The organism is Carnobacterium pleistocenium FTR1, assembly GCF_000744285.1.
GTDB classification, from domain to species: domain Bacteria; phylum Bacillota; class Bacilli; order Lactobacillales; family Carnobacteriaceae; genus Carnobacterium_B; species Carnobacterium_B pleistocenium.
Map to the genome: position 1 here is coordinate 1,109,560 of NZ_JQLQ01000002.1, position 24,426 is coordinate 1,133,985.

Below are 24,426 nucleotides of genomic sequence, written 5' to 3' on the forward strand. Positions count from 1 at the left end.
GGGGAGAATGAAATTAGTTATTGGGAGTGATCATGGTGGTAAAAGGTTAAAAGATGCTATCGTAGCTCATTTGAAAAATAAGCAAATAGAGATAGAGGATATTGGTCCATTTGATTTAGAAAGTGTTGATTATCCGTCTTATGCAAGTGAAGTTGGAACAAGAGTTGCAAAAAAGAAAGCAGACTACGGTATTCTGTGCTGTGGAACAGGAATAGGAATGTCGATTGCAGCAAATAAACTAAATGGCGTTCGTGCATCAGTTGTATCCGATTGTTTTTCAGCTGAAGCTACTAAAGCACACAATAATAGTAATGTACTTTGTTTAGGAGAACGCGTAATTGGTGAAGGATTAGCTTTGAAGATCGTTGACACTTGGTTAGCAACTGAATTTGAAGGTGGAGAACGACATGCAAGAAGACTGAAAAAAGTAGCAGAATTAGAGCAAATCAATAACTAATAAAAAGAGGTGTTGGAATGTATCTAGATACGGCAAATACTGAATTGATCAAGAAATATATACTGTTTGATTGGGTAACAGGAGTAACAACGAATCCAACTTTATTAAAGACGGAATCAACTCAAAAAAGAATTGAAAGCATTCAAGAAATTCTTGCGATTATTAAAGAACGTCAATTGTTCGTCCAGATTGCAGGAGAAACGGTACAAGAATTAATCGAAGATGCAGAAACTATTTTAGCTTTAGAAGATGATCGAGTTGCTTTGAAAATCGCTGCAGATGAGGATGGCTTCAAAGCTATTCAAAGTATCAAGAATCGTTATCCAAAAGTTATTATTTTGGCGACCGCTATTTTTTCAGTCGAGCAAGCTTATCTTGCTGGTTTAGCTGGCTGTGATTGGGTAGCACCTTATGTTAATCGAATGGAAAATCAAAGTTTGGATGGCATAGAAATCATTTCTAAAATTGCTGAAGTATACGCAAACCAACGAATAAAAACAAAGATCTTAGGAGCAAGTTACAAAAATACTTCTCAAGTTATCAATAGTTTATTAGCGGGTGCGGATGATGTTACGATCCCAACAGCGCTAATTGAAGTGATGATGAAAAATAAGTTAGCTGCGGATAGTATTCAAGTTTTTAATCAACATGCGGCTGAAAAGGAGTAAATTTAAAATGACGTATATGGCGGCTTCTCTAATGTGCGGTGACCAGCTTCATATTGGTGATGAACTCGACAAATTAGAAAAAGCTAATTGTGATCTGCTACATTTAGATGTTATGGACGGAATATATGTGAATAATTTAGCATTAGGACCTGAATGGATAGACGCTGTAAAAAAAACGACAACGATACCTATAGATATTCATTTAGCAACGATCGATCCGATTAAATATATCGACATGTTTGCTCCTCTTCAACCTGAATTTCTATCCTTTCATGTAGAAGAAGCAAGGAATGTTGCAGAAACGATTGCTAAAATTAAAAGCTATGGAATAAAACCTTCTATTGCGTTGAATCCTGAGACGCCGCTTTCTGCTATTATGCCATTTTTAGATGATGTCGAAATGGTTTTAATGATGACTGTAAATCCAGGTTTTTCAGGTCAAAAATTTAATAAAAAGGTACTTAAAAAAATTGAAGAGCTGAGTGAATTACTATTGGGACAAGCGCATCGACCTTTAATAGAGGTTGACGGCAATATTAAATCGGAAACGATTGAATGGATGAATCATGCTCAACCCGATATTTTTGTATTAGGAACATCTGCATTATTTCATGAAAATGATAATGAAAGCTATGGCACACGTATGAGCAAGCTGCGTCAACAAATTGAACGCTATAAAGCTTAACGAAAGGAAGATAAAACAATGACAATTATTGCCACTTCAATCCTCTCTGCTGATTATATGAACTTAGGAGCGGAACTAGAATCTATTGAAAAAGCTGGAGTAGATTACTTACATTTTGACGTTATGGATGGACATTTTGTACCTAATTTGACATTCGGGCCAGAGATGGTTGCACAAATGAATAAAAAAACTCGATTACCACTAGATGTTCATTTAATGATTGAAAAACCAGAACAAAGCATCGCTCAATATGCTAAAGCAGGTGCAATGATCATTACAGTTCATTATGAAGCGTGTACTGATTTAAAAAAAGTTGTAAATTTAATTAAAGAAAATGGCTGTAAAGCAGGAGTTGTGATCAATCCCGATACTCCGGCAGAAAAGATCAAAGAATTTTTACCGGATGTTAGTATGGTGCTACAAATGACAGTAAAACCAGGGTTTGGTGGACAAAAGTTTATTGATTCCACACTAAATAACATTAAAAAATTGACTAAATGGAGAGAAGAAGAAGGCTATGACTTTTTGATTGAAGTTGATGGTGGGATAAATAAAGATACTGCAGCAGTCTGTGTTGAAAATGGAGTAGATGTATTAGTAGTTGGTTCTTATTTTATTGATTCACCAGATAGAGTTAAATTAGTAGAGGAACTTCATTCTCTATAATTTATTAAAAATTTTGTTGATATTGTGGCTGTTTCAAAAAAAATTTCTTCTGGAATAGACGGGTTTGCTTGTGGAGCAATGAGATTTTGAATAAGTTATTTAGCACCACTAAAAATTATAAATCCTATATTTTATAAGAGCTCGAGTGACTTGGGCTCTTTTTTATTGGGTATATTTACTACGAGTAAAGGGGAGATATAGAAATGAAACAAAAAATTGTCGTTATTACCGGGTCCGCAAAAGGTATTGGCAAAAGCATTGCTGAAAAGTTTATAGCTAAAGGGGCTTATGTCGTTTTATTAGATTATGATAAAGAAGCGGGTGAAGCGACGGAGAAGTCAATGCAAGAGTCCGGTGGCAATGCTTTGTTTATTCAAACGGATGTTTCAAATTATCACTCTTTACAAGCAGCAAGAAAAACAATTTATGACAAGCTTGGAGAAATTGATATTTTAATTGTCAATGCTGGTATAAGCTATTTGCATTCTCTAAAAGACATTAGTGTGGAAGAATGGGATAGGGTCATTAAAATCAATCTAAGTGGTTCTTTTTATACTATAAAAGTCTTTTATGAAGATTTTTCTAAAAAATCTGCTATTGATGAAGGCAAAATTATTTTTATTTCTTCAGGTTCTGCTATCACAGGTACTGGTGGAGGAGCTCATTATGCAGCGTCAAAAGCTGGTCAACATGGTTTGATGCGTAATTTAGTTAAAGAGTTTGGACACAATGGAGTGAACGTCAATGCGATTGCGCCAAGGGTAATTCAAACAGATATGTTAGCTAAACTGTATCCAACGGCTAATAGTAAAGAAGAACTAATAAAAAAGATACCGATAGGCCGTATTGGAAATCCAGAAGATATCGCTAACTTAGCAGTCTTTTTAGCTAGCTCCGAAAGTTCGTATATTCATGGTCAAATCATTTTATCAGATGGTGGAAGAACCTACTAGCGGTAAGATTAGAAGAAAAATCAACAAAATAAAAAAGCTGATTAACGGAGAGAAATAATTACCGAAACTTTTCGTTGATCAACGAAAAGTTTCGGTAATTAACGTTAATGAGCTTTTTTTTATAAGTTTAATAAAGTCCAAAACTAGCTAACCATGCAAGCAATACGGCTGCTGGTCCTGTAATCATTCTAGAGAAGAGGACAGCTGGAACACCCACTTCAACTGTGTAAGGTTCAGCATCAGCAAGAGTTAAACCAACGGGTATAAAGTCTGCACCAGCTTGAGCATTGATTGCAAAGAGGGCCGGTAATGCTAGAGCAGGTGCAATATTTCCATTGCCGATTTCAACTCCTAACAATACTCCAACAACTTGAGCAATTACTGCCCCAGGTCCTAATACTGGAGAGAGAATCGGAATGGAACAAATAAGTGCCAAAACAAGCATTCCGACAACATTTCCAGCAAGTGGTTTAACGGCTGTGGCAATTAAATCCCCAATACCTGTGTAAGTGATCAAACCAACCAACATACTAACGAATGCCATGAAAGGAAGAATGTTTTTAATAACCATATCGATCGTGTCACGTCCAGCTTGATAAAAAATACCAACTACACCACCAATTCCACGACCTAGACGTGTAACTATGCTTCCTTTAGCAGGTTCAGGCTGGTCATGTACGGAAGAAATCTTTTTCTCATCTTCTTTATATGGAACTCGCATGTCCTCTATTGTTTCTGAACCGGTAGAGTCACTTATCGAAATTTGTTTGACGGTAACACCAGATACATAAATATCTTCAACAATATATTTTGCTAACGGTCCTGAAGGAGTAGTAGCGTGAAGATTTAACGTCATAACACCTAGTTTTGGATAAACACCAGCACGAGCAGTTCCTCCACAATCGACTACAGCACAAATCATTTCTTCAGGAGCAACTTTTTCTTTAAAGCCATCTTTAGCTTGTACGCCCAACTCATCAGCGATTTTTTGAGCTACAGGATGGATGCCGCCTCCAGTTATAGAAGCAACAATTTTTCTTGATTCAGTTTCTTTTAAAATTAGGGGTCCTCCCCAACCATTTGGTCCTTTAACTACTTTAACGGATTGACTCATTGATAAACCCTCCTATTCATATTTAAGCTTTAACTGATGAAGTTGCTCTATCTTCTTTCCACATAGCTTTCGTGATAAGTTCGGTAACAATTCCTCTTAATAAAATTACTACAAGTCCAACTAAGAAGTAACGAACAGCTAGCGGTGTAATGGAAAGACCTAATGTTGTGAGTCCAGAAGATATACCGGTCCAAACAAATAATTCACCAGCATTCGCATGGGGAAATAGTCCCGTGATCGGGTGAACAAAAGAAACGGCTGAATCATAAAAAGCAGGTTTTTGTTTTTCTGGTAAAAAACGTCCAAATGAGTAACACATCGGGTTGGTTAAGAAGAAAACAGCTAGTAGAGGGAAAAGGGTGTAGCGTAAGATGAAACTTTTAGTGGTTTTTTGAGCGAAATTCGTTACTCTTTCCTCTCCTATAATGGCCACTAAGGCATTTACAAAAGTTAACAAAACAATCAAAGCAGGTAGAATACCAACAATTAATCCAACTAGGTTTTGGCCTCCAGCATTAAAAATACCTGAAAAACCTTCAGCAAGTCTAACCAAAAAATCCATTTTATTTCCTCCTTATAGTATCTTTTTTATGAAAAAGTTAGCTCGTTTAAATTTCCTTTTCTCCTTTCTGAGTTTATAAAGGTCAATGCTTCTAATATAGCTCTTTTTTGGGTCTTTTTAAAAGAGGTAAGAGATAAAGAGCTAACAGATTGACCAATTATTTTTTTGTCAGGTTTAAAACGGGCAAAAACAGTGATTCCAGACATTTTACGAAGATCAATAATGATACCTTCTTCATTAGTAACGACAATCATAACGGTTCCGGGTCCAAAATTAAATTTTGTTCGTGCAATACCAACTCCTAGATGCCCCGACTTATATTGTTTCATTTCTCCAATCACACGATTGTAATCTTTTGTTTGTCTAATAGATAAATAGAATTGCATTAACCAGAAGCTGACCAACAAAATTATTAACCCTGAATATTGCAAATGGATTCTCCTCCTTTTTTTATTTCTATTAACCTTACCATAATGATAAAACGCTTACATTCATATGTCAAATTTTTATTGACATATGATAACAACTTTCACATATGTCATAAATGTGAAGTTAAAAACAATCTTTTAGAATTAGACTAGTTATTAAGCATCCATTATTTTAGCTAAAAAGATTTTGTTATGTGAACAAACTAAGTATCTAATGGAAAAGGTTAAAATAGTAAGAGATAAGTTATTTTTAATTATTTGACAACGCTTTCGTAAACGGTTAACATTAAGAATGTAAATTAAGTTACTGCCTTTGACATATGTTCCAAACAGGAAATGGGTCAAAGTAGCAGCGTCAAAATAAAAATAGGAAAGAGATGGTTTGGAATGACAATATATAATCAATTACTAGAACGAGAAAAAGAAGGCAATCGCATTAAAGTTGGGATTATCGGAGCGGGTCAAATGGGCTCAGGCATGATTTCTCAAATTGCTACGATTCCAGGTATGGCTGTTAAAGGCATTAGTGATATTTATCTTGAGTCTGGCAAACGGGCAGCTGATGCTTACAACGCTTCTGCTAATGTAAAAGAGGAAATTTTAGTTTCAACTGATTTTAAAGAGGTTATTAACTCTTCTTACGTAGAAGTGATCGTAGATGCAACCGGGTCAACAGAGATTGGTGCTAAAATTGCTTTAGAGACGTTGATCGCAAAAAAACATTTGGTCCTACTAAATGTAGAGGTTGATATTACGATTGGGCCTTTAATGCATTCACTATATCAATCTGCTGGGTTAGTCTACACTGGATCAGATGGAGATGAGCCAGCCGTTACAACAGCTCTGTATGAATCTGCTAAATCAATGGGGATGGAGGTTCTTGTTGCAGGTAAAGGAAAGAATAATAAACTTCGTCCGCAAGCTAATCCTGATTCTGTTAAACAAGAAGCTACTGATCGTGGAATGTCTCCACATATGTTAACGTCATTTGCAGATGGTACTAAAACAATGGCCGAAATGAATTTATTATCAAATGCGATTGGCTTTTTACCAGATACTGTCGGAATGCATGGTATTGCAGCTGATTTAAATGGGACCGTTGAAAAATTAAGAACAAAAGAAGACGGTGGCATATTAAATCATTATGGAGTTGTAGAGTACGTAGATGGAATTGCACCTGGTGTTTTTGTAATCGTAAAAGGTCAAAATGAAGGTGTGGTAGATGAACTAAATTATATGATGAAGAAAGTCGATGATCATCATATTTTATACAGACCTTATCATTTAGCAAGTCTGGAAACCCCTCTAACAATTGCTAAAGCAGTGTTGAATCAAGATCATGCAATTGTTCCATTAGGAGCTCCAATTTCTGAGACTGTTGCTGTTGCAAAAAAAGATATTAAAGCAGGAGAAAAAGTTGATGGAATAGGTGGCTATTGTGTTCGTGGAGTACTAGAAACGCATGCAGACATGTCGGGAAATGGGCATATACCAGTTGGATTATTTACGGGAAATATTATCGCAAGAAAAGATATCAAAAATGGAGCATTTGTCACGGAAGATGACGTTGAACTAGACAAAAATACAACAGTATGGAAATTAAGACAATTACAAAATGAAACATTTGCTATAAAAGTATCATAAGAAAACTCTATTATGGTAGTTGAAGAAGGAGATGAACAAACGCTATGTTTAAAAACTATTTTTCAAAAGCTAAGGAGGTAACCATGGTTAAATCAAAGGTAATTGAAATTGGAGAATTGTCTACTTTCGAGGATGAGCCGGTAATTATTTTATTCAATAATACTGCTCCAATAGGGTTAAGAGAAGTTTGTATTATTCATGAATTTGAAGAAACTCCTCCAAAAGATTTCTTGAAAAAAGGCAGCAAGATGATCTTTGCTGGGGAAGAATACACTATTGAACAAATTGGACATGTTGCCAATGACACTTTTCACGAATTAGGCCATATATCATTGTATTTTGATTATGATGAAGAGTCTGAAGTTTTACCGGGTTCTGCCTTTCTATCGCCTAAAAACAAACCAATCCTAAAAGAAGGCGATAGTATAGAATTTATAGCCTAATAAACTTTTTTTGACCAAGAGGGTGAGCTGAAATGAACAATAATAAGGATCTAAGTCTTTTAGCGGAGATCGCACATATGTATTATGAAGAAGGAGCAAAGCAATCAGAGGTTGCAGAAGCGTTTAATATCAGTCGTTCTCTCGTTTCAAAATATTTATCAAGAGCTCGGGAATCGGGAATTGTAGAAATTATCATACATGATGATTTTCTTCATCCTCATAGAAATCTTGAGAAAAAATTAAAGGTGAAATTCGATTTGACTAATGCTATCGTCGTTCCAGCGCAAGAGGATAAACAAGTCCAGAAAAAGCGAGTAGCTAACGCAGCAGTTAAATTTTTGTTGAGAAAGATGGAAGATAAAGCTATTGTAGCAGTTGCTCCAGGTACGACTATTTATTCAATGATATCTTCTATTCCTTCAACTGCAAAAAATCATGATGCTTTATTTGTTTCTATTACAGGTGGACTTGGAAACAAGCAAATGGATATTCAATCAAACGTTCTATGTGACCTTTTTGCACAAAAATTAGAAGCAAAAAAATTAGAATTGCACGCCCCCGTAACGCTAGACTCTGAAGAAGCTAAAAATATCATGATGAGTCAAACATCGATAAAAAAAGTATTGAATAAAGCCAAAACAGCTGACATTGCAATAGTTGGTATAGGAGGGAATCCGGTTTATAGTACAATGGCTAATTCCTATATGGGGCAAATGAATGCTGAGGATGAGTTGAACCATCCTGAAATTGTTGGAGATATTTGTTACAATTTTATCGATAAAAATGGAAAATTAGTTGATTGTGAATGGAATAAAAGAGTCATTTCAATTGAATTAGATAGTATTAAAAAGATTCCACTTGTGATTGCAGTTGCTGAAGGTAAAGAAAAGGTTGAAAGTATCTATGCCTCAATCAAAGGAAACTTGATAGATGTGCTGGTAACAGACTCAGCTACTGCCTCTGCTCTATTAGAAAAATAATTTAAAGAGCTTTAAGTCAAATAGAGTGGATGATTCAAAATGGAATTTCTTCTGGAATGTTCGGGTTTGCTTGAGGCTTGAATACTTTATATTGCTACAAGCATCCTTGTTACGCTAGAAATTTCAAGTAAGTGATTCAACTAGCCTAGATTTATCTATCGGTAAAAAATCTGAAAAAGAGCCACTGAAGATTATTCTTCAAAGGGCTCTTTTTTCAGGTTCAATATAATAAAATTGAGGAAGTTTTTAGCAGTGTTGCACAATCAATTCTTTAGTAGCTTCATAAATAGGCACAATTCTAAAAGCCTGCAAATAAAAGCTTTGTGATAGATTTGTTCACATTTTCGTCACAAAGTAATAACTAAAGTTTTTTTAAAAATAATATTTGTAGCCCACTTAAATATTAATTGTTATACTCTGAGTATCAATTAGTATAGCAGAATTTAGTGATTGATCTGCTTTTAATTTGTACTTATTTTCCTCTTTAAAGCAATACCCTCAGTTTTATTCTTGGTCATTCAGACCGTCTTACACACTATTCGTTTAGATTTTTCAAGTAGTAGCTTCAGAGACTCTTATTTAATTTACCCATTTATACCCCCATTCACCACCAGTTTCACTCCATATTTTTTACCTCACCATAATTATCCTTATTTATTTTTTACCTTAAGCAGTAAATATTTTTCGAAAAAAATACAGTACTACAGTTTTATTTAAGTTGTCATTTTTTAGAAATCTATTAAAAATATGAAGGAGAATGTTAGATGAAAATTAATTTTACGGAACCTTATGGAAGGTTATACGAAACAGTAGAAGAAGGAGATTTAGTTATTTTTAACTTTGAAAATGAGTATGGAAAAATAAAGAATATGTTTATTAAACGAAAAATCCCATTTCATTTAGAAAATAAAGAGTTGTTTGATATCGTAACCCCTTATGGTTACGGTGGACCGGTTATTCAAGAAACGACAGATGAGGAAAAATTATTGGCTGGCTACTTTGAAGATTTTTCAAAATATTGCCAAACAAATGATATCATTACTGAATTTATTCGTTTTGATATTTTTGAAAATACTCAAGTACGGGATTGTTATTATGGAGATGTCTCACTTGTTGGCAATTGTATCGTAAAGAATTTAGAACTGCCTATAAAAGAAGATGTTCGAAAAAAGATTTTTCGAGATGCAAGAGTAGCTAAAGAAAAAGGTGTAAAAATTAGTATGGATCAAACTGGAGAGCACATTGATGATTTTCTAGAAATGTATTATTCAACAATGGATCGTAACGGAGCAGATGAATACTATTATTTTAAAAAGTCATTTTTTGAACAGATCCATGAAACAATGAAAAATCAATTCTTATATGTATTTGCTAGTCTTGATGGAAAAGTTATTGCGGCAACCTTGGTTTTATTTGATGAAGAAAGAGCATTTGGTTTCTTAGCAGGAACCCTAAAAGAGTTTTTCAATCACCATCCGGAAGTTATGATTCAATTAACGGCTATGGAGTGGTTAAAAGATAAAGGTATTGAAAAATATATTTTAGGTGGCGGTCACAATGGGGAAGATGGAATATACATGCACAAAAAAGCCTATGCAAGACATGGAGAACATCCATTTTTTGTAGGAAAAAAAGTGCATGATCCATTTATTTATGAGAAATTGATAGAACTTCGTAAAACTTTAGGTGATTTCGATATGGAAACTTCTTTTTTTCCAAAGTACAGAACTTGAGAATAGGAGAATTGTACTTTATAAGTTTGCTTGAGGTTTAGTTAGTTGGTTTATCTTAAACTGTACTTTTTAGTATTTTACAAATACAGATAATTTGAAACGTCTATGGGAACGTATTTGTGATAAAAATGTTCACAAAGTTGTCACAAACTAATAATGAAAGTTCTTTTTAAAAAGGAAATTGTTAGCCCTTGCAAATATTAATTGCTATACTCGTAGTATCCGTTAGGGTAACAGTACTTATTAATCAATCTGCTTTCACCTAATAGTTGTTTTTCCTCTTTGAAGCAAGACCCTCAGTTTTATCCTAGGTCATTCCGACCACCTTACACACTTTTAGTTTAGATTTACTTTTCAAGCAATGCATTCCGACCCTCTTGTTTAGTTTACCCATTTTTTTCCCACCGATTATAAGCATCATCCCATAATTTCTTATCCACCTACTTTTCTTTATCCATTTTTTACAGATAGTTGCAAAAATTTTCAGAAAAAATAATTTGTCATAGGTTTATTTGAGTTACCTTTTTATAGAAATTCATTAAAAATATGAAGGAGAATGCTGCATGGAAATTAATTTCACCGAACCTTACGGAAGGTTATATGAAACAATCGAAGATGGAGAATTAAAAATCTTTAATTTTGAAAATGATTATGGAAAAGTAAAAAATATGTTTATTAAACGAAAAATACCATTAGATTTAGAAAATAAAGTATTTTTTGATATCGTGACACCCTATGGATATGGTGGACCAGTCATTCAGGAAACGAGTGACGAGAAAAAATTGTTGGAAGGATATTTCAAGGCATTTTCCAATTATTGTCAAAAAAATGATATCATCACTGAATTTATTCGATTTGATCTTTTCGAGAATACACAGGTAAGGGATTATTTTTATGGTGATGTAACGTTAGTTGGAAAAAATATAGTAAGAGATTTAAATTTACCAACTACTAAAGATATTCGTAAAAATATTTTACGAAATGCGGAATCGGCTAGAAAAAGCGGTATAAAAATTATTCTTGATGAAACGGGGGAGTACATTGATGATTTCCTAGAAGTTTATTATTCAACAATGAAGCGTACTGGAGCCGAAGATTATTATTACTTTGATAAGGCATTTTTTGAACAGATCCACGATACAATGAAAGATCAATTTATCTATCTTCACGCTGTTTTAGATGGAAAAGTCATTTCAACAGCCCTAGTATTGCTGGGAAAAGAAAGATCATTTGGTTTTCTAGCAGGAACGATTGGAGACTATTACAGTTATCATCCAGAAGCTTTAGTTGAATTGACGACTATCCAATGGTTGAAAGACAAAGGATTAACAAAATACATTATCGGTGGGGGACATAAAGGAGAAGATGGTATCTATCTTCATAAAAAAGGTTATGCAAGAAATGGTGACCATTTATTTTATGTTGGTAAAAAAATACATGATCCGATTATTAACGAAAAATTAATTAACCTCCGCAAATCATTTGGTAATTTTGATACGGAAAACTCTTTTTTTCCAAAGTATAGAATTTAATAAATAAAATAGATTTAGTGGGTCTAATAGAATTGGTTCATTTAAGAGGAGAGATGAATATGATAATGTTCAATGAAACTTATCATGAATATTTTTTAGCAGAAGAAACTGATTTTTATAAATATTATCATAACCCAGAAATTCCTTTTTTCTATCCATGTAATGTATTAAAATTCAAAAAATCTCCAACACTTGAGGAATACATGGAAATTGAAAGAAAGCTAATGAAATTTCAACAAGAAATGAATCAAGATTATATCTACCTTTATGCAGTTGAAAATACACCTTTCTCAAAAGAAATAGAGCAGTATTTGTTATCAGAAAACTATAGTATTGCAGGTGAAGAATTACTAAGTATTAACCCCGAAGATTTTTATTATAGCCATTCAAATGAAGACGTTAGGGTTGAGTTAGTCGAAAATAACCAACAATTAAAAAATTATATCGACTTTATGTACCAGTTAAATTTAAAAAATGGCAGTTCGTTTGCTCAGAAAAAGCAAGTCTTTTATGTGAATCGTTTTCATTCACCAAAGGTCCAACAAATCAATGCGTATTTAAATGGAAAGGTTGTAGGAACAGCTAGCATTATTCTATCTACAGAATTTGTTGAAATCGATCACTTTGAAGTAGTCCCCACAGCGCAACACAATGGAGTAGGAACCGAAATTCAAAAATTTATTATGTTGTTAGCAAATGATAGGAAAGTAATATTAGTAGTAGATAAAGGAACAGATGCTAACAAAATGTATTATCATCAACATTACCAATTCAGCGGTTACCAAATTTCAGCATTTAAGCGCTTCTTTCCCTTTGTAATATTAGATATTCCTCAGTCTCACCCTTCCAGTACTTTAATCTCGTAAGTATACCCTCTTTCTTTATTTATTTCCTCATGAAAATGATCCTCTGGCTAATATTCGCAGTACACCTCAGCAGTACACCTCAGTAATAAACCTTCAATTAATAACTTTTCATTTCTGACCCCTCTCTTTCTGATATTTAGATAACAGAAATGTAAAAATACAAAACGAGGAGAGAATTCTATGACATTTTATTATCCCGTTAAGTCAGTTATCGAGTGGATTTTTGCTGGCATGTTATTTTTAATGGTTTTCCCTATTTTAATCGTTCTAGGAATCTTAATAAAAATAGAAGATCCCACGGGTTCTGTGTTGTTTATTCAAGAACGAGTAGGAAAAAACAACGAAATATTTAAGATGTACAAATTAAGGAGTATGAAAAATCCAACCATTATCAATGGCAAAGAACTATCTTATGACGATCGGATGTTAAAAATCGGACAATTTATTCGAAAATTAAGTTTAGATGAATTGCCGCAACTTATTAATATTCTAAAAGGAAACATGAGCTTCATTGGTCCTAGACCGTTACTCGTTTGCTATTTGCCTTTTTACAATGAGGCAGAATTGCGTCGTCATAATGTGAAGCCAGGTATTAGTGGCTGGGCACAAGTGAATGGTCGCAACAATGTAAGCTGGGAAGAACGGTTTGCTCTAGATGTAGAATATGTTGGCGGATGCTCATTTTTATTTGATATGAAGATCATCTTTATGACGATTCAAAAAGTAGTAATGAGAGCCGATATTGTTGAAAAAGAAGATGAGTATATTCTAGCTTTTGATGAATACCGTAAAAAACAATGGGAACAGGGGCAGATCTTAGATAATATCACTCCTTTATTTTCTAAAACGATTCCTTTAAAAGCAACACCAATAATGAGAAATAAAGAAATTAAAACGACTGAGTTAAAAAATAGTCATCGCTGATTTGAACAAAATCTGATGGAAATCAGCGATAGAAAGAGGGGAAGTCAATGAAAGACAATGAGCGGATCTTACTATCTTCACCACATATGTCTGGAAAAGAACAAAAATACATTAGAGAGGCATTTGATTCCAATTGGATTGCTCCTTTAGGTCCGAATGTTACTAATTTTGAATTAGAACTTGCCCAGTACACCAATAAAAAAGGGGCTTCAGTGACAAGTTCTGGAACTGCCGCTATTCATTTGTCGCTTGCTTGTTTAGGGGTAGAAAAAGGAGACAGCGTATTCTGTTCCAGTTTTACTTTTATTGCAAGTGCCAATCCAGCATTGTATTTAGGAGCTGAATTGACCTTTATCGATTCTGAACCTAGCAGTTGGAATATGTCGCCGCAAGCATTAGAAAGAGCCTTGTTTGCTGCAAGCAAAGAAAATAAGCTGCCAAAAGCGATTATTGTGGTAGATCTTTATGGGCAAAGTGCAGATATGGATCCGTTATTGGACATTGCAGATTTGTTTGGCGTTCCTATTATTGAAGATGCTGCAGAATCTTTAGGAGCAGAATATAAAAATAAAAAGAGTGGAACATTAGGAAAAATAGGTATTTTTTCCTTTAATGGCAACAAAATCATTACAACTTCTGGCGGAGGAGCCATTATTAGTGATGATGAAGAAATATTGGATAAAGCTTTTTTCTTAGCTACTCAAGCAAAAGATGCAGCACCTTATTACCAACATTCACTTGTTGGCTACAATTACCGCATGAGCAATGTACTCGCAGGAATTGGAAGAGCTCAATTACAGGTTTTAGATGATAGAGTTGAAAAAAGAAGAGAGATCTTTCAAAATTACCATAAAGAATTAAACACAATTGAAGAACTTCATTTCATGCCTGAACTCAAGCAAAGCAAATCCAATCGTTGGCTGACAACATTGGTGATTGATCCATTTATGACAACAATCACTCCTTTTGAGTTTATGGATCGAATGAATCAAGTAAACATAGAGACGCGGCTTTTATGGAAGCCACTTCATATGCAACCGTTATTTAAAAACAACAAATTTTATAAACATAGTGAAAAAACGACTGCCGTATCTGAATTGCTTTTTACCATGGGGATCTGTATTCCTTCTGGTTCTAATTTGACTGAAGAAAATCAATACAGAGTTATTGAAGAGGCAAAGAAAATTTTTGCACCTAATGATAAAGTACAAAGCTTATTGAATAAGGTTCAAACTGGTCAAATTTAAAGCTAGTTAAAAGGTGCCAAATGTAGTAAATAAAAGGTTTGGAGGCTTCAATTATGGATAAAGTATTGATTTTAGCATCAATTGCTCCAATGATAGAAGGATTTAATATACCAAATATTGACCTGCTGCAAAAGGAAAAATATGAAGTCCATGTTTTGGCAAATTTTAAAGATGAAAATACTGAAGCGAATGAACGAAATAATCGTTTTAGAAACCAATTAGAACTTAAAGGTGTAATCGTATTCGATGTTCCAATTAATCGGGACCCTTTCAAAATGACGAATTATAAAGCTTACAAAAAAATCAAACAAATTATCGATCACGAAGGCTATTCATTTATTCATTGTCATTCACCAATTGGAGGGGTATTATCCAGACTTGCGGCAAGAGAAGCGCGTGGAAAAAATACGAAAGTTGTGTATACAGCACATGGATTTCATTTCTTCAAAGGTGCACCTATGAAAAATTGGCTGATGTATTATTCAGTTGAAAAGTGGCTAGCTAGGTATACCGATTGTTTGATCACAATCAATGAAGAAGATTACCACGCAGCTCATAATAAACATTTCAAGACTAAAAAAATTGAAAAAATCAATGGAGTAGGCATCGATAAAACTAAATATAAGCCAATTTATATGGGAGAAAAAAATCAGCGAAGAAGCTTACTTGGTTATAAGAAAGATGATTTTTTATTGATTTATGTTGGAGAACTGAGTAAAAGAAAAAATCAACAGTTAGCTATTAGTATGATGAAAAAAGTCGTCCAAAAAATCCCACAGGCTAAATTATTATTAGTCGGAGATGGTGAATCAAGAGAAAAGTGTACTCAACAAATCAATGATTTACAGCTAGAAAAAAATGTGTTTTTACTTGGATTTAGAACCGATGTAGATCAGTTAATGAGTATTTCTGATATTGTCCTTTCTACTTCAAAACAAGAAGGATTGCCTGTTAATGTATTGGAGGCGATGGGAACTGGATTGCCAATTATAGCTACGGATTGCAGAGGTAATCGTGATTTGATCCATCATGGGAAAAATGGCTATCTAGTTGGGTTAGAAGAAGGAGAGCGTTTGGCCGGTTATGTAGATACTCTTTATCATTCTAGTAGTTTGAGAGAAGCTTTTGGACTGAAAAGTTTAGAATATATTGGGAAATATTCTGTTCAATCTGTGATGAAACAGATGACTCAGATTTATCAGAGTGTCAATTATCCTTCAGATCCGTCTCTTATTAGTAGTGAAAAAACAGTAAAGGTTTTGACTAAATGAGCTTCCTATAAAAGGGAACTTATTGGAGGTGAAAAAGGTGGCTGCAAATTCTTTACTGTTAGAAAAAAAACGAGATACACCTTTCTTGATTGTGAGTGTATTCTTGTTGTCTGTTTTTTTAAATCAATCAAATGTTCTATTTGGGATCAACTTATCGTTTTCTGATATTTTTATTGTCGGGGTAATGGCTAGTTTGATCCTGAAGCAGGAGCTAAAACTTCCGCTTTCTCATATTTTAGTATTTAGTGCTTTTTCAATTCTAATCTTGGTTCATTCCTTGTATATCATTCCTAATCAATACATGATCGCAGCTGATCCATTAGCCACTCTAATCGATTACACAAAGCTGCTGGTTGTCTTCCTTTATTACATCTTAGGCTTTAACCTCACTCGATTAAAATTAACAGCTGCTTTTCTAAAAGGGTTCGTAGTAGGTTCTGTTGGCATTGGATTTCTCGGTATTTTGATTTCATTTGTGCAGATTCCTTATTTATCTTCAATCATGTTATTTGGCGAAAGTCGCTTGATTGGCTTAATGAATGATCCTAATTTTTTCGCAGTGATCCAGTGTTGTGCGTTAAGTATTCTGTTACGAATGAAGCCAATAAAGATGGTCGTTCGAATCGGAGCGATTGGGATCATTTTGTTATCAATCATTAGCTCGGGTTCAAAATCAGGCATTATTTTAGTCGTTCTTTATAGCGTATACTTTCTGATTGAAAAAGTAGTCAAGATGGAAAAAGCAACTTCTTTAAAAGTAGTTGGTGCACTCCTCTCGATTTTGGGTCTGTCAGCTATTGTCCCCAACCTTTTGCGTTATTCAGAAGAGTTGATGGACGTAATTGTCGAACGATTCCCAATTTTTTCAAGAGTAGAATTATTATTCACTGACTTCTCTTCGGCCGTTTCTGATGGTGGCTCCGGGAGAGCAGAAGTTTGGGAGACCGCTCTTCATATGATTGATTCTGCTCCATTATTAGGTGTTGGATTAGGAAACTATATTCCGGTAGCTAACCAATTTATTCATAATCCTAATGTTGCTCATAATACGTACCTTCAGTTGGCTGCTGAGTGGGGGATTGTATTAACGGTTTTATTTTTATTATATGTCGGATCGACTCTGATTGATAATAAGAGAAGTATTTCTAAAAATGAACAGGAGAATCAAAATAGACAAATGATTCGCGATATTTTAATCATATTTTTAATAGCCTCGGTCTCGATATCATTAAACAATGCCCGAATATTTTGGTTAGTACTAGGAATGAGTGTTTTTCAAACAAGGTACAACCAACCAGCAAATCAGCTTTTGAAAGGAGAAAAAAAGCATGAAAGTTTCCGTGATAATGGGCATTTATAATTGCGAAAAAACATTAAAAGAAAGTATCGATTCGCTTCTAAACCAATCCTATCAATCGTTTGAAATCATATTGTGTGAGGATGGTTCAACAGATCATACTTTGCAGATTGCAAAAGAATATGTAGAAAATTATCCTCAAAAAATACATTTGATCCAAAATGAAACAAATATGGGCTTAGCGTATTCGTTAAATAGATGTATTGACAGCTCAAAAGGTGAATACATTGCACGAATGGATGGAGATGATATCGCTTATGAAAACAGGCTGGAAAAACAAATGAGCTATTTAGAAGCTCATCATGAATGTGCATTAGTTGGAAGTCAAGTTTATCTATTTAATAATACCGGTATTTGGGGAGTTAGAAAACCAAAAATAGATCCTTTAAAAAAAGATTTTTTGTTCAGTTCTCAATTTGTTCATCCAACGATCATTATAAAAAAAGCTATTCTAAATCAGATTGGAAATTATACTGTTTCGAAAGCTACATTAAGAGCAGAAGACTATGAATTGTTTATGCGATTATATGCTGCTGGGTTTACAGGGCACAATCTACCAGACATTTTACTCTACTACCGAGAAGACGAAACAACTTTTAAGAGAAGAGCCTATAAATACAGATTGGATGAAGCTAAGGTGCGATATAACGGTTTTAATAAAATGAAACTTATGCCATTAGGTTTAATTTATGTACTCAAACCTTTAATTGTAGGGTTAATTCCTCAAAAAGTACTGACAGTGTTACGTCGTCAAGGTTTAGGAAACGAAACAGTTGATGAAAACCCTACTCGCCTATACAAATAACTATCATTTTAAGAAGGGAGCTCGCTATGGTTACAGTGTCTATCATTATGCCAATCTACAATGTTGCGGAAACATTAAGAAAGTCCGTTCAAAGTTTATTGGACCAAACGTATCAAGATTTTGAATTAATTCTGGTTAATGATGGATCAACAGATTATTCGGGTAGTATTTGTGATGAATTTCAAAAAGAAGATAACCGAATACTAGTCATCCATCAAGAAAATACTGGATCTGGATTTGCTCGAAATGCTGGTCTAGATCAAGCAACTGGAGAATATATTTATTTTTCTGATCCTGATGATTATGTAGAACATACACTACTAGAAGAAAATTTAGTCATTGCGTTAGAAAATCAAGCGAATATGGTTGTTTTTGGATATTATATTGAAGAAATAAGTTCAAGAGGGAAGATTAAGGAATCCAGAAGGCTTCCTATTTTATCCGTATTAACTACAAAAGAAGATTTCAGAAAAAGTTTTAGAGCGTTTCAAACGTTAGATTCCAATGTATTATGGAATAAGCTTTATAAACATCGTTACTTACTTGAAAATAACTGCCGCTTTACTGATCAAAGGGTTGGGCAGGATGCTTTATTCAATCACTTAGTTTATCGTGATTTAGAGTGTGTATATTTTAATCAAACGCCTTATTATTATTACGTTCAGCGGGTTGGGTCGGCCATAAATCGGTACCATTCAGATCGCTTTCTTTTGGAATACACTATTGCAGAACAATTTGAAAAATTATTGGTGTATTGGGAATATGAACACTTATATTATGATTTAATTAATTTAGCTTACTGGAGAACGTTATATGTAGAGCTAAGTAATTTAGTTTTAGAAGATTGCCCCCTTGATGACCACCAGAAGGAACAACGCATCGCCACAATTTTAAGCCACCCCAAAATTCAAGAAATAATATTTTCACTAGATTCAGGATTGGAAGGAAAACGTCATATCCAATTATTGATCCTTTTATTAAAAAATGCTAGGTATCGACTAGTGTTAAGCGTTATGAGAGCTAAGATCCAATTCAGCAAAAACTATCAGCATGCATTCAATGCGTTCAAAAAGATAGCAGGAACGTAATAGACTGAATAAGTTGCCTTGACGTAGTGAAAGAGGTCCTTATTCTACAAGCTGAGTTAATAAGATTGAGGTGCTAAAAATATGACATCAAGTGTCGCGAAAAATTTATTTTATCAGTCACTATTTCAAGGCATTAGAATCCTCATGCCAGTGGTCACTATTCCAATTATCTCTAAGGCATTAGGTGCACAGGGTGTTGGGATCTATTCCTTCACTAATTCGATAGCTGAGTACTTTATACTATTATCCGGTTTAGGGATCACACTTTATGGAAATCGTGAGATTGCAATGGTTAGAGATGATAAAGAGAAATTGAACGAAACTTTTTCTGAATTGATCAGTTTAAAATTATTGACGACGATTGTTTCTTTTATTCTTTATTCAGTGGTTGTCCTTGTTTTTTTTCAAAGAGACTGGCTTTTTTATCTCATTCAATCGCTGCACATTATAGCCGTTTTGTTTGATATTTCTTGGTTTTTTATGGGGATAGAAGATTTTAAAAAAGTAAGTTTAAGCAATTTAGCTGTTCAAACAGTTGTGTTCTTCGGAATCGTGTTTTTTATAAAAGACTACAGTGACCTACCGTTTTATCTGTTGTTACAAGCTTTGGGAAATCTTTTTTCACAACTAATCATGTGGGGCTTTATCTATAAAAAAATTTCCATCCAGTTGGTACCAATCAAAAAAATGACGAGGCATTTGCTTCCAATGGTAGCGTATTTCTTCCCTCAAATTGCGGTTATTTTTTATACAACTTTAAGTAAAACGATTTTAGGAATCTTGGAGAATCCAACAGCTGTTGGGATCTATACAAACACTCTTAATTTGAGCACGATCATCATTACTATGATCTCAACCGTTAATTTAGTGATGCTCCCAAAGATGAGTAATTTGTTTGCGAAAAATAGAATCGATGAAATAAATAAAACACTTCATAGTTTGATTCATGCTCAATTATTTATTTCTATACCCGCAGCGTTTGGCGCAAGTGCTTTAGCTGCAACAATGGTTCCTTGGTTTTTTGGTAGCGATTTTGAGATATTAAAGGTTTTTATCCCGATAGTCGCTCCAGTCATTGTCCTCATGCCAATTGGAATAGCGATTAGTAATCAATACTTATTGCCTAGAGGAGATATAAAAATATATTCTTATTCTGCCTTTGGTGGCGCAGCAATCAGTATCTTGTTGAATTTTTCCTTGATTCCTATTTTAGGCGTCTTAGGGTCGGTTATAACCAGTCTAATAGTCGAAACATTTGTTACTGTTTTTCGATTGATTTATTTGAAAAAACAAACTGATTTCACGTTTAATAAGGGATTGATTTTAAAAATGGTTACTTCAGCAGCAATCATGGCAATCACGATTAAAGTGATGACTAATGGAATGGACGATAATTTTGTAACGACACTCATCCAAATTGTCATTGGATCAATAACTTATGCCAGTTGCTCTATTATTTTGAAAGTCCCCTATTTGAAAGATTTGTTTGTACTACTAAAAAGAAGGATTTATCACTCAAAAAGGTATAAGGTCAAAAATTGAGATGACTGATCTTTGCGGGTGGAAAAAGTATCATATAATTTAGTGCTTTTAGAAAACGACAGTTATGAGGAGGATATAAGATGATGAATATGATTGGAATGGTAGACCTATTTAAAATGATAAAGAAACGCTGGTGGGTAATTTTACTGCTAAGTTTAATGGGCATTGCATTAACAACGGTTTTAACAAATTATTTACTTATCCCTCAATATGCTACTACAACTCAGCTTTTAGTAAGTAGAAAAAATACGAACACACAGACAATTGAGTTGGGAGAAATTGAAACGAACATTCAAATGATCAATACTTACCGAGATATTATAGAAGATCCGGTCGTTATTGATAAAGTCTTAACTGAACTAGGGAGTACATTGTCTGAAGTTGATTTGCAACAAAAAGTTGAAATTATGACTCAAGACGATTCCCAAATTTTTGGGATAAAAGTGACTGATACAGATCCACAACGTGCTGCTGAGATTGCCAATCTGATGGCTGCTACATTCCAAGAAAACATCGGTGGCATCATAAATGTTGAAAATGTGGCGATTCTTTCAAAAGCTAAAGCAAATATTGTTCCTGTTTCACCTAATCTAATGTTAAATCAGGTTGTGGGTGTATTGGTTGGTTTTCTATTAGGAATGATTTTATCCATTATTTTAGAAACGAGTGATAAGAAAGTGCATGATGAAAAAATCATCACTGAAAAATTAGGATGGGTCCATTTAGGAAATATTACTGAGATGACACTTGCTGAAGTAGCTGAAGAAGAGAAAAAACCGGTTGTTACTGTAGCAACGAATCAAACTAAAAAAGTTTTAGGAGGAGATTAACTATGTTGAAGAAAAAATCAACGGACAACCGATATGAAGGAAAAAGTCTGATTACGTTAAAAGATCCTTCCTCATTTATCTCAGAAGAGTTTCGGACACTTAGAACAAATATCCAGTTTTCTATGATCGATAAAGAATTGAAAACCTTAATGATCACTTCTTCAAAACAAGGGGAAGGGAAATCTACTATTTCAGCTAATCTAGCGATTGTCTTTGCTTCGCAAGGAAACAAAGTACTTCTTGTGGATGCGGATATGCGTAATCCTTCACTTCATAGATTGTTTAAAGTGCGTAATCAACAAGGGTTGACCAGTATTCTAACAACTAAAAACAGAGAAATAAGTGACCTTGTGCACAAAACGGGTCAAGATAATTTAGCGTTATTGACTAGCGGGATCATACCACCAAATCCATCAGAATTGCTGGCCTCTCAACGGATGAACCAATTCATTGAAACAGCAAAAACGGATTATGATTTGATTATCTTTGATTTACCGCCTATTAATATCGTAACGGATGCACAAGTTATGGGTAACAAAACAGATGGAACAGTATTCGTTATTCGCAAAGACATTGCCGATTTAAGCGATGTTCTAAAAGCTAAAGAGCTATTAAACTTGGTACAAGCAAATGTCATCGGTGCCATATTCAATAGTAAGGAGCGGATAAGAGGCTTAAATGCTGGTTATTATGGTAAAGATACTAACCTTGACAGCATTAAATAAAGTGGTAGCAGAAATTAAAGCAACACTTTTATAAATCTAAAAAAATATAAGGAGTGATTGGAATGGTTCAAGCAATGTTAAACAAAAAAGGTCTTTATATGCTCTTAGATGGTTCAGTAATTCTTTTATCAGGTGTGATAGCGTATTTCTTTTTAAATCCTTACGTAGCACTTCCTGCATCTTCGTACTTATTTATGGTTGCGCTTGGGATAGCCGGTTATAGCGTTTTAGCCGGTTATTCAGGAATTTGTGCAACTCTCTATCGCTACACAAGTATCAAGGATATGATGATTATTTTTATATCCATTACAATATCGTTTGGAGTAACAACGACTCTTGCCATCTTGTTAATAGATGAAATGAGTTTTAGGTACATTTTGTTGGTCTATCTTATTTCTTTGTTACTGGTAAGTAGTGGACATGTCTTGTTCAGAATTTTCCATGAATATAATACAACTATTCCCCCACAAAAACAAATGGCAAAGAAAATTCGGACATTAGTCGTTGGTGCCGGAGATGGAGGGAATTTGTTTATAAAAAATATCCAGAAAAATTCAACAGAGATAAAAATTGTGGGTATTGTAGATGATGATAAAAATAAGCATGGTAAGAGGCTCTACAGTATTCCCATTCTAGGTAATATTAATGATATCCCACTTTTTACAAAAAAAATGAATGTCGAACAAATTACGATTGCTATCCCTTCTTTAAAACCCAAACAACTTGAAAAGATTTTGGAGATCTGTAATGAGATCAATCTTCCAGTTAATTTGATGCCATCGATTGAAGACGTGATGAACGGTAAGCTTATGGTCAGTCGTTTTAGAGAAATCGATGTTGTCGATTTGTTGGGTAGAGACGAGGTAACTTTAGATACCAAAAAAATTTCAGAGGATCTCATTGGCAAAACGATTTTAGTCAGTGGTGCCGGTGGATCTATCGGATCAGAAATTTGTCGAATCATTGCTAATTTTTCACCTAAAAAGATTATTTTATTAGGCCATGGTGAAAATTCAATTTATCAAATTCACCGCGAATTGAACAAAAAATTTGTTGGGAAAATTGAAATTACACCGGTTATAGCAGATGTGCAAAATAGACAAAGGATGTTTGATATCATGGAAATATATAAACCCGATATCGTCTATCATGCAGCAGCTCATAAACATGTTCCAATGATGGAATTGAATACATTTGAAGCTGTGAGAAACAATTGTTTTGGCACAAAAAATATCGCTGAAGCAGCTAAAGCAGCTAACGTGGGTACGTTTATCATGATTTCAACTGATAAAGCGGTTAATCCACCAAATGTCATGGGTGCAACAAAACGAATTGCTGAAATGATCGTGACCAGTTTGAATGAAGTCGGCAAAACAAACTTTGCAGCTGTTCGCTTCGGAAATGTTCTTGGCAGTCGTGGCAGCGTGGTTCCACTATTTAAAGAGCAAATCAAGGCTGGGGGACCGGTTACAGTAACCGACTTTAGGATGACCCGTTATTTTATGACTATTCCAGAAGCTAGCCGTTTAGTGATTCAAGCCGGAACCTTAGCAAAAGGTGGCGAAATCTTTGTTTTAGATATGGGCAAACCGGTTAAGATTTTAGAATTAGCTAAGAAAGTAATCAAATTAAGCGGCTTTAGTAATGAAGAAATTTCAGTAATTGAAACAGGTATTCGCCCAGGAGAAAAGTTGTATGAAGAATTGCTGATTGCAAGTGAAAATACTGGAGAAAAAGTATACGATAAAATATTTGTCGGAAAAGCTGCAAGACGTTCATTAGAAGAAGTCATGGCCTTTTTAAAAACAGTTGAAGGATGTACAGATGCTTCATTAAAAGAGCAATTGATTTCATTTGCTAGAGTACATCAACAAGCGGCGTAAAGCGAGGATTGGCAGATGAAATA

24 protein-coding genes are annotated in these 24,426 nt (G+C 34.3%); 21 read left to right on the top strand and 3 right to left on the bottom strand.

Annotated features, from left to right (window positions below; genetic code table 11):
- The first annotated feature begins 7 nt into the window (after nt 1–7).
- The 5 genes from rpiB (at nt 8) to BP17_RS05370 (ending at nt 3,429) form a co-directional block, all read left to right on the top strand.
- Nucleotides 8–457 (top strand): ribose 5-phosphate isomerase B, encoded by a 450-nt coding sequence (rpiB, locus tag BP17_RS05350; protein ID WP_035052386.1) that lies wholly within the window; start codon nt 8–10, stop codon nt 455–457.
- 17 nt (nt 458–474) lie between these two features.
- Complete coding sequence (locus BP17_RS05355) at nt 475–1,125, top strand: transaldolase family protein (protein ID WP_035052388.1); 651 nt, start codon at nt 475–477, stop codon at nt 1,123–1,125.
- A gap of 7 nt (nt 1,126–1,132) precedes the next feature.
- Nucleotides 1,133–1,810 (top strand): ribulose-phosphate 3-epimerase, encoded by a 678-nt coding sequence (locus BP17_RS05360; RefSeq protein WP_035052390.1) that lies wholly within the window; start codon nt 1,133–1,135, stop codon nt 1,808–1,810.
- A gap of 18 nt (nt 1,811–1,828) precedes the next feature.
- Complete coding sequence (rpe, locus tag BP17_RS05365; RefSeq protein ID WP_035052392.1) at nt 1,829–2,476, top strand: ribulose-phosphate 3-epimerase; 648 nt, start codon at nt 1,829–1,831, stop codon at nt 2,474–2,476.
- 203 nt (nt 2,477–2,679) lie between these two features.
- On the top strand, nt 2,680–3,429 hold the full coding sequence (locus BP17_RS05370) for an SDR family NAD(P)-dependent oxidoreductase (protein WP_035052394.1): 750 nt from the start codon (nt 2,680–2,682) through the stop codon (nt 3,427–3,429).
- A gap of 127 nt (nt 3,430–3,556) precedes the next feature.
- Here the strand turns inward: BP17_RS05370 and srlE are convergent, their stop codons facing one another.
- The 3 genes from srlE to BP17_RS05385 are packed head-to-tail and all read right to left on the bottom strand — an operon-like array spanning nt 3,557 to nt 5,536.
- Entirely contained in the window at nt 3,557–4,543 is a 987-nt protein-coding gene (gene srlE, locus BP17_RS05375) for a PTS glucitol/sorbitol transporter subunit IIB (protein WP_035052397.1), read from the bottom strand.
- Nucleotides 4,544–4,565: 22 nt separating this feature from the next.
- A complete protein-coding gene (gene srlA / locus BP17_RS05380; RefSeq protein ID WP_035052399.1) occupies nt 4,566–5,105 on the bottom strand; it encodes a PTS glucitol/sorbitol transporter subunit IIC in 540 nt (179 codons plus the stop codon).
- Nucleotides 5,106–5,131: 26 nt separating this feature from the next.
- Nucleotides 5,132–5,536, bottom strand: coding sequence for a transcriptional regulator GutM (locus BP17_RS05385; protein WP_035052401.1), 405 nt, complete (start codon nt 5,534–5,536; stop codon nt 5,132–5,134).
- A gap of 384 nt (nt 5,537–5,920) precedes the next feature.
- Between BP17_RS05385 and BP17_RS05390 the strand changes: the two genes are divergently transcribed.
- From BP17_RS05390 to BP17_RS05465, 16 genes are all read left to right on the top strand, one after another.
- Nucleotides 5,921–7,177 (top strand): NAD(P)H-dependent oxidoreductase, encoded by a 1,257-nt coding sequence (locus BP17_RS05390; RefSeq protein ID WP_035052403.1) that lies wholly within the window; start codon nt 5,921–5,923, stop codon nt 7,175–7,177.
- 83 nt (nt 7,178–7,260) lie between these two features.
- Nucleotides 7,261–7,620: a PTS glucitol/sorbitol transporter subunit IIA gene (locus BP17_RS05395; protein WP_035052405.1), complete on the top strand. Its 360-nt coding sequence runs from the start codon at nt 7,261–7,263 to the stop codon at nt 7,618–7,620.
- 32 nt (nt 7,621–7,652) lie between these two features.
- The gene (locus BP17_RS05400; RefSeq protein ID WP_035052406.1) at nt 7,653–8,600 is read left to right on the top strand and encodes a sugar-binding transcriptional regulator; all 948 of its coding nucleotides are present in this window, start codon (nt 7,653–7,655) and stop codon (nt 8,598–8,600) included.
- A gap of 764 nt (nt 8,601–9,364) precedes the next feature.
- Nucleotides 9,365–10,333 (top strand): GNAT family N-acetyltransferase, encoded by a 969-nt coding sequence (locus tag BP17_RS05405; protein ID WP_035052409.1) that lies wholly within the window; start codon nt 9,365–9,367, stop codon nt 10,331–10,333.
- A 563-nt stretch (nt 10,334–10,896) separates the two neighbouring features.
- The gene (locus BP17_RS05410; RefSeq protein ID WP_035052412.1) at nt 10,897–11,865 is read left to right on the top strand and encodes a GNAT family N-acetyltransferase; all 969 of its coding nucleotides are present in this window, start codon (nt 10,897–10,899) and stop codon (nt 11,863–11,865) included.
- 59 nt (nt 11,866–11,924) lie between these two features.
- The gene (locus BP17_RS13060) at nt 11,925–12,731 is read left to right on the top strand and encodes a GNAT family N-acetyltransferase (RefSeq protein ID WP_051910463.1); all 807 of its coding nucleotides are present in this window, start codon (nt 11,925–11,927) and stop codon (nt 12,729–12,731) included.
- A gap of 180 nt (nt 12,732–12,911) precedes the next feature.
- Complete coding sequence (locus BP17_RS05420; protein WP_035052414.1) at nt 12,912–13,655, top strand: sugar transferase; 744 nt, start codon at nt 12,912–12,914, stop codon at nt 13,653–13,655.
- Nucleotides 13,656–13,702: 47 nt separating this feature from the next.
- Nucleotides 13,703–14,902, top strand: coding sequence for a DegT/DnrJ/EryC1/StrS family aminotransferase (locus BP17_RS05425; RefSeq protein WP_035052416.1), 1,200 nt, complete (start codon nt 13,703–13,705; stop codon nt 14,900–14,902).
- A 53-nt stretch (nt 14,903–14,955) separates the two neighbouring features.
- Nucleotides 14,956–16,173, top strand: coding sequence for a glycosyltransferase family 4 protein (locus tag BP17_RS05430; protein ID WP_035052418.1), 1,218 nt, complete (start codon nt 14,956–14,958; stop codon nt 16,171–16,173).
- Nucleotides 16,174–16,210: 37 nt separating this feature from the next.
- The gene (locus BP17_RS05435) at nt 16,211–17,533 is read left to right on the top strand and encodes an O-antigen ligase family protein (protein WP_051910464.1); all 1,323 of its coding nucleotides are present in this window, start codon (nt 16,211–16,213) and stop codon (nt 17,531–17,533) included.
- Nucleotides 17,502–18,335 (top strand): glycosyltransferase family 2 protein, encoded by an 834-nt coding sequence (locus tag BP17_RS05440; protein ID WP_035052420.1) that lies wholly within the window; start codon nt 17,502–17,504, stop codon nt 18,333–18,335. The genes BP17_RS05435 and BP17_RS05440 overlap by 32 nt, the downstream gene beginning before the upstream one ends.
- A gap of 26 nt (nt 18,336–18,361) precedes the next feature.
- Nucleotides 18,362–19,423: a glycosyltransferase family 2 protein gene (locus BP17_RS05445; protein ID WP_035052423.1), complete on the top strand. Its 1,062-nt coding sequence runs from the start codon at nt 18,362–18,364 to the stop codon at nt 19,421–19,423.
- 81 nt (nt 19,424–19,504) lie between these two features.
- Complete coding sequence (locus BP17_RS05450; RefSeq protein WP_035052425.1) at nt 19,505–20,965, top strand: oligosaccharide flippase family protein; 1,461 nt, start codon at nt 19,505–19,507, stop codon at nt 20,963–20,965.
- A gap of 80 nt (nt 20,966–21,045) precedes the next feature.
- Nucleotides 21,046–21,795, top strand: a complete 750-nt coding sequence (locus BP17_RS05455; RefSeq protein WP_035052428.1) for a YveK family protein — start codon at nt 21,046–21,048, stop codon at nt 21,793–21,795.
- A 2-nt stretch (nt 21,796–21,797) separates the two neighbouring features.
- Nucleotides 21,798–22,520 carry a CpsD/CapB family tyrosine-protein kinase gene (locus tag BP17_RS05460; RefSeq protein WP_035052431.1) on the top strand — a complete coding sequence of 241 codons (723 nt, stop codon included), beginning with the start codon at nt 21,798–21,800 and terminating at the stop codon, nt 22,518–22,520.
- Between the two features lie 62 nt (nt 22,521–22,582).
- Nucleotides 22,583–24,403: a polysaccharide biosynthesis protein gene (locus tag BP17_RS05465; protein WP_051910465.1), complete on the top strand. Its 1,821-nt coding sequence runs from the start codon at nt 22,583–22,585 to the stop codon at nt 24,401–24,403.
- Nucleotides 24,404–24,426: the final 23 nt, after the last annotated feature.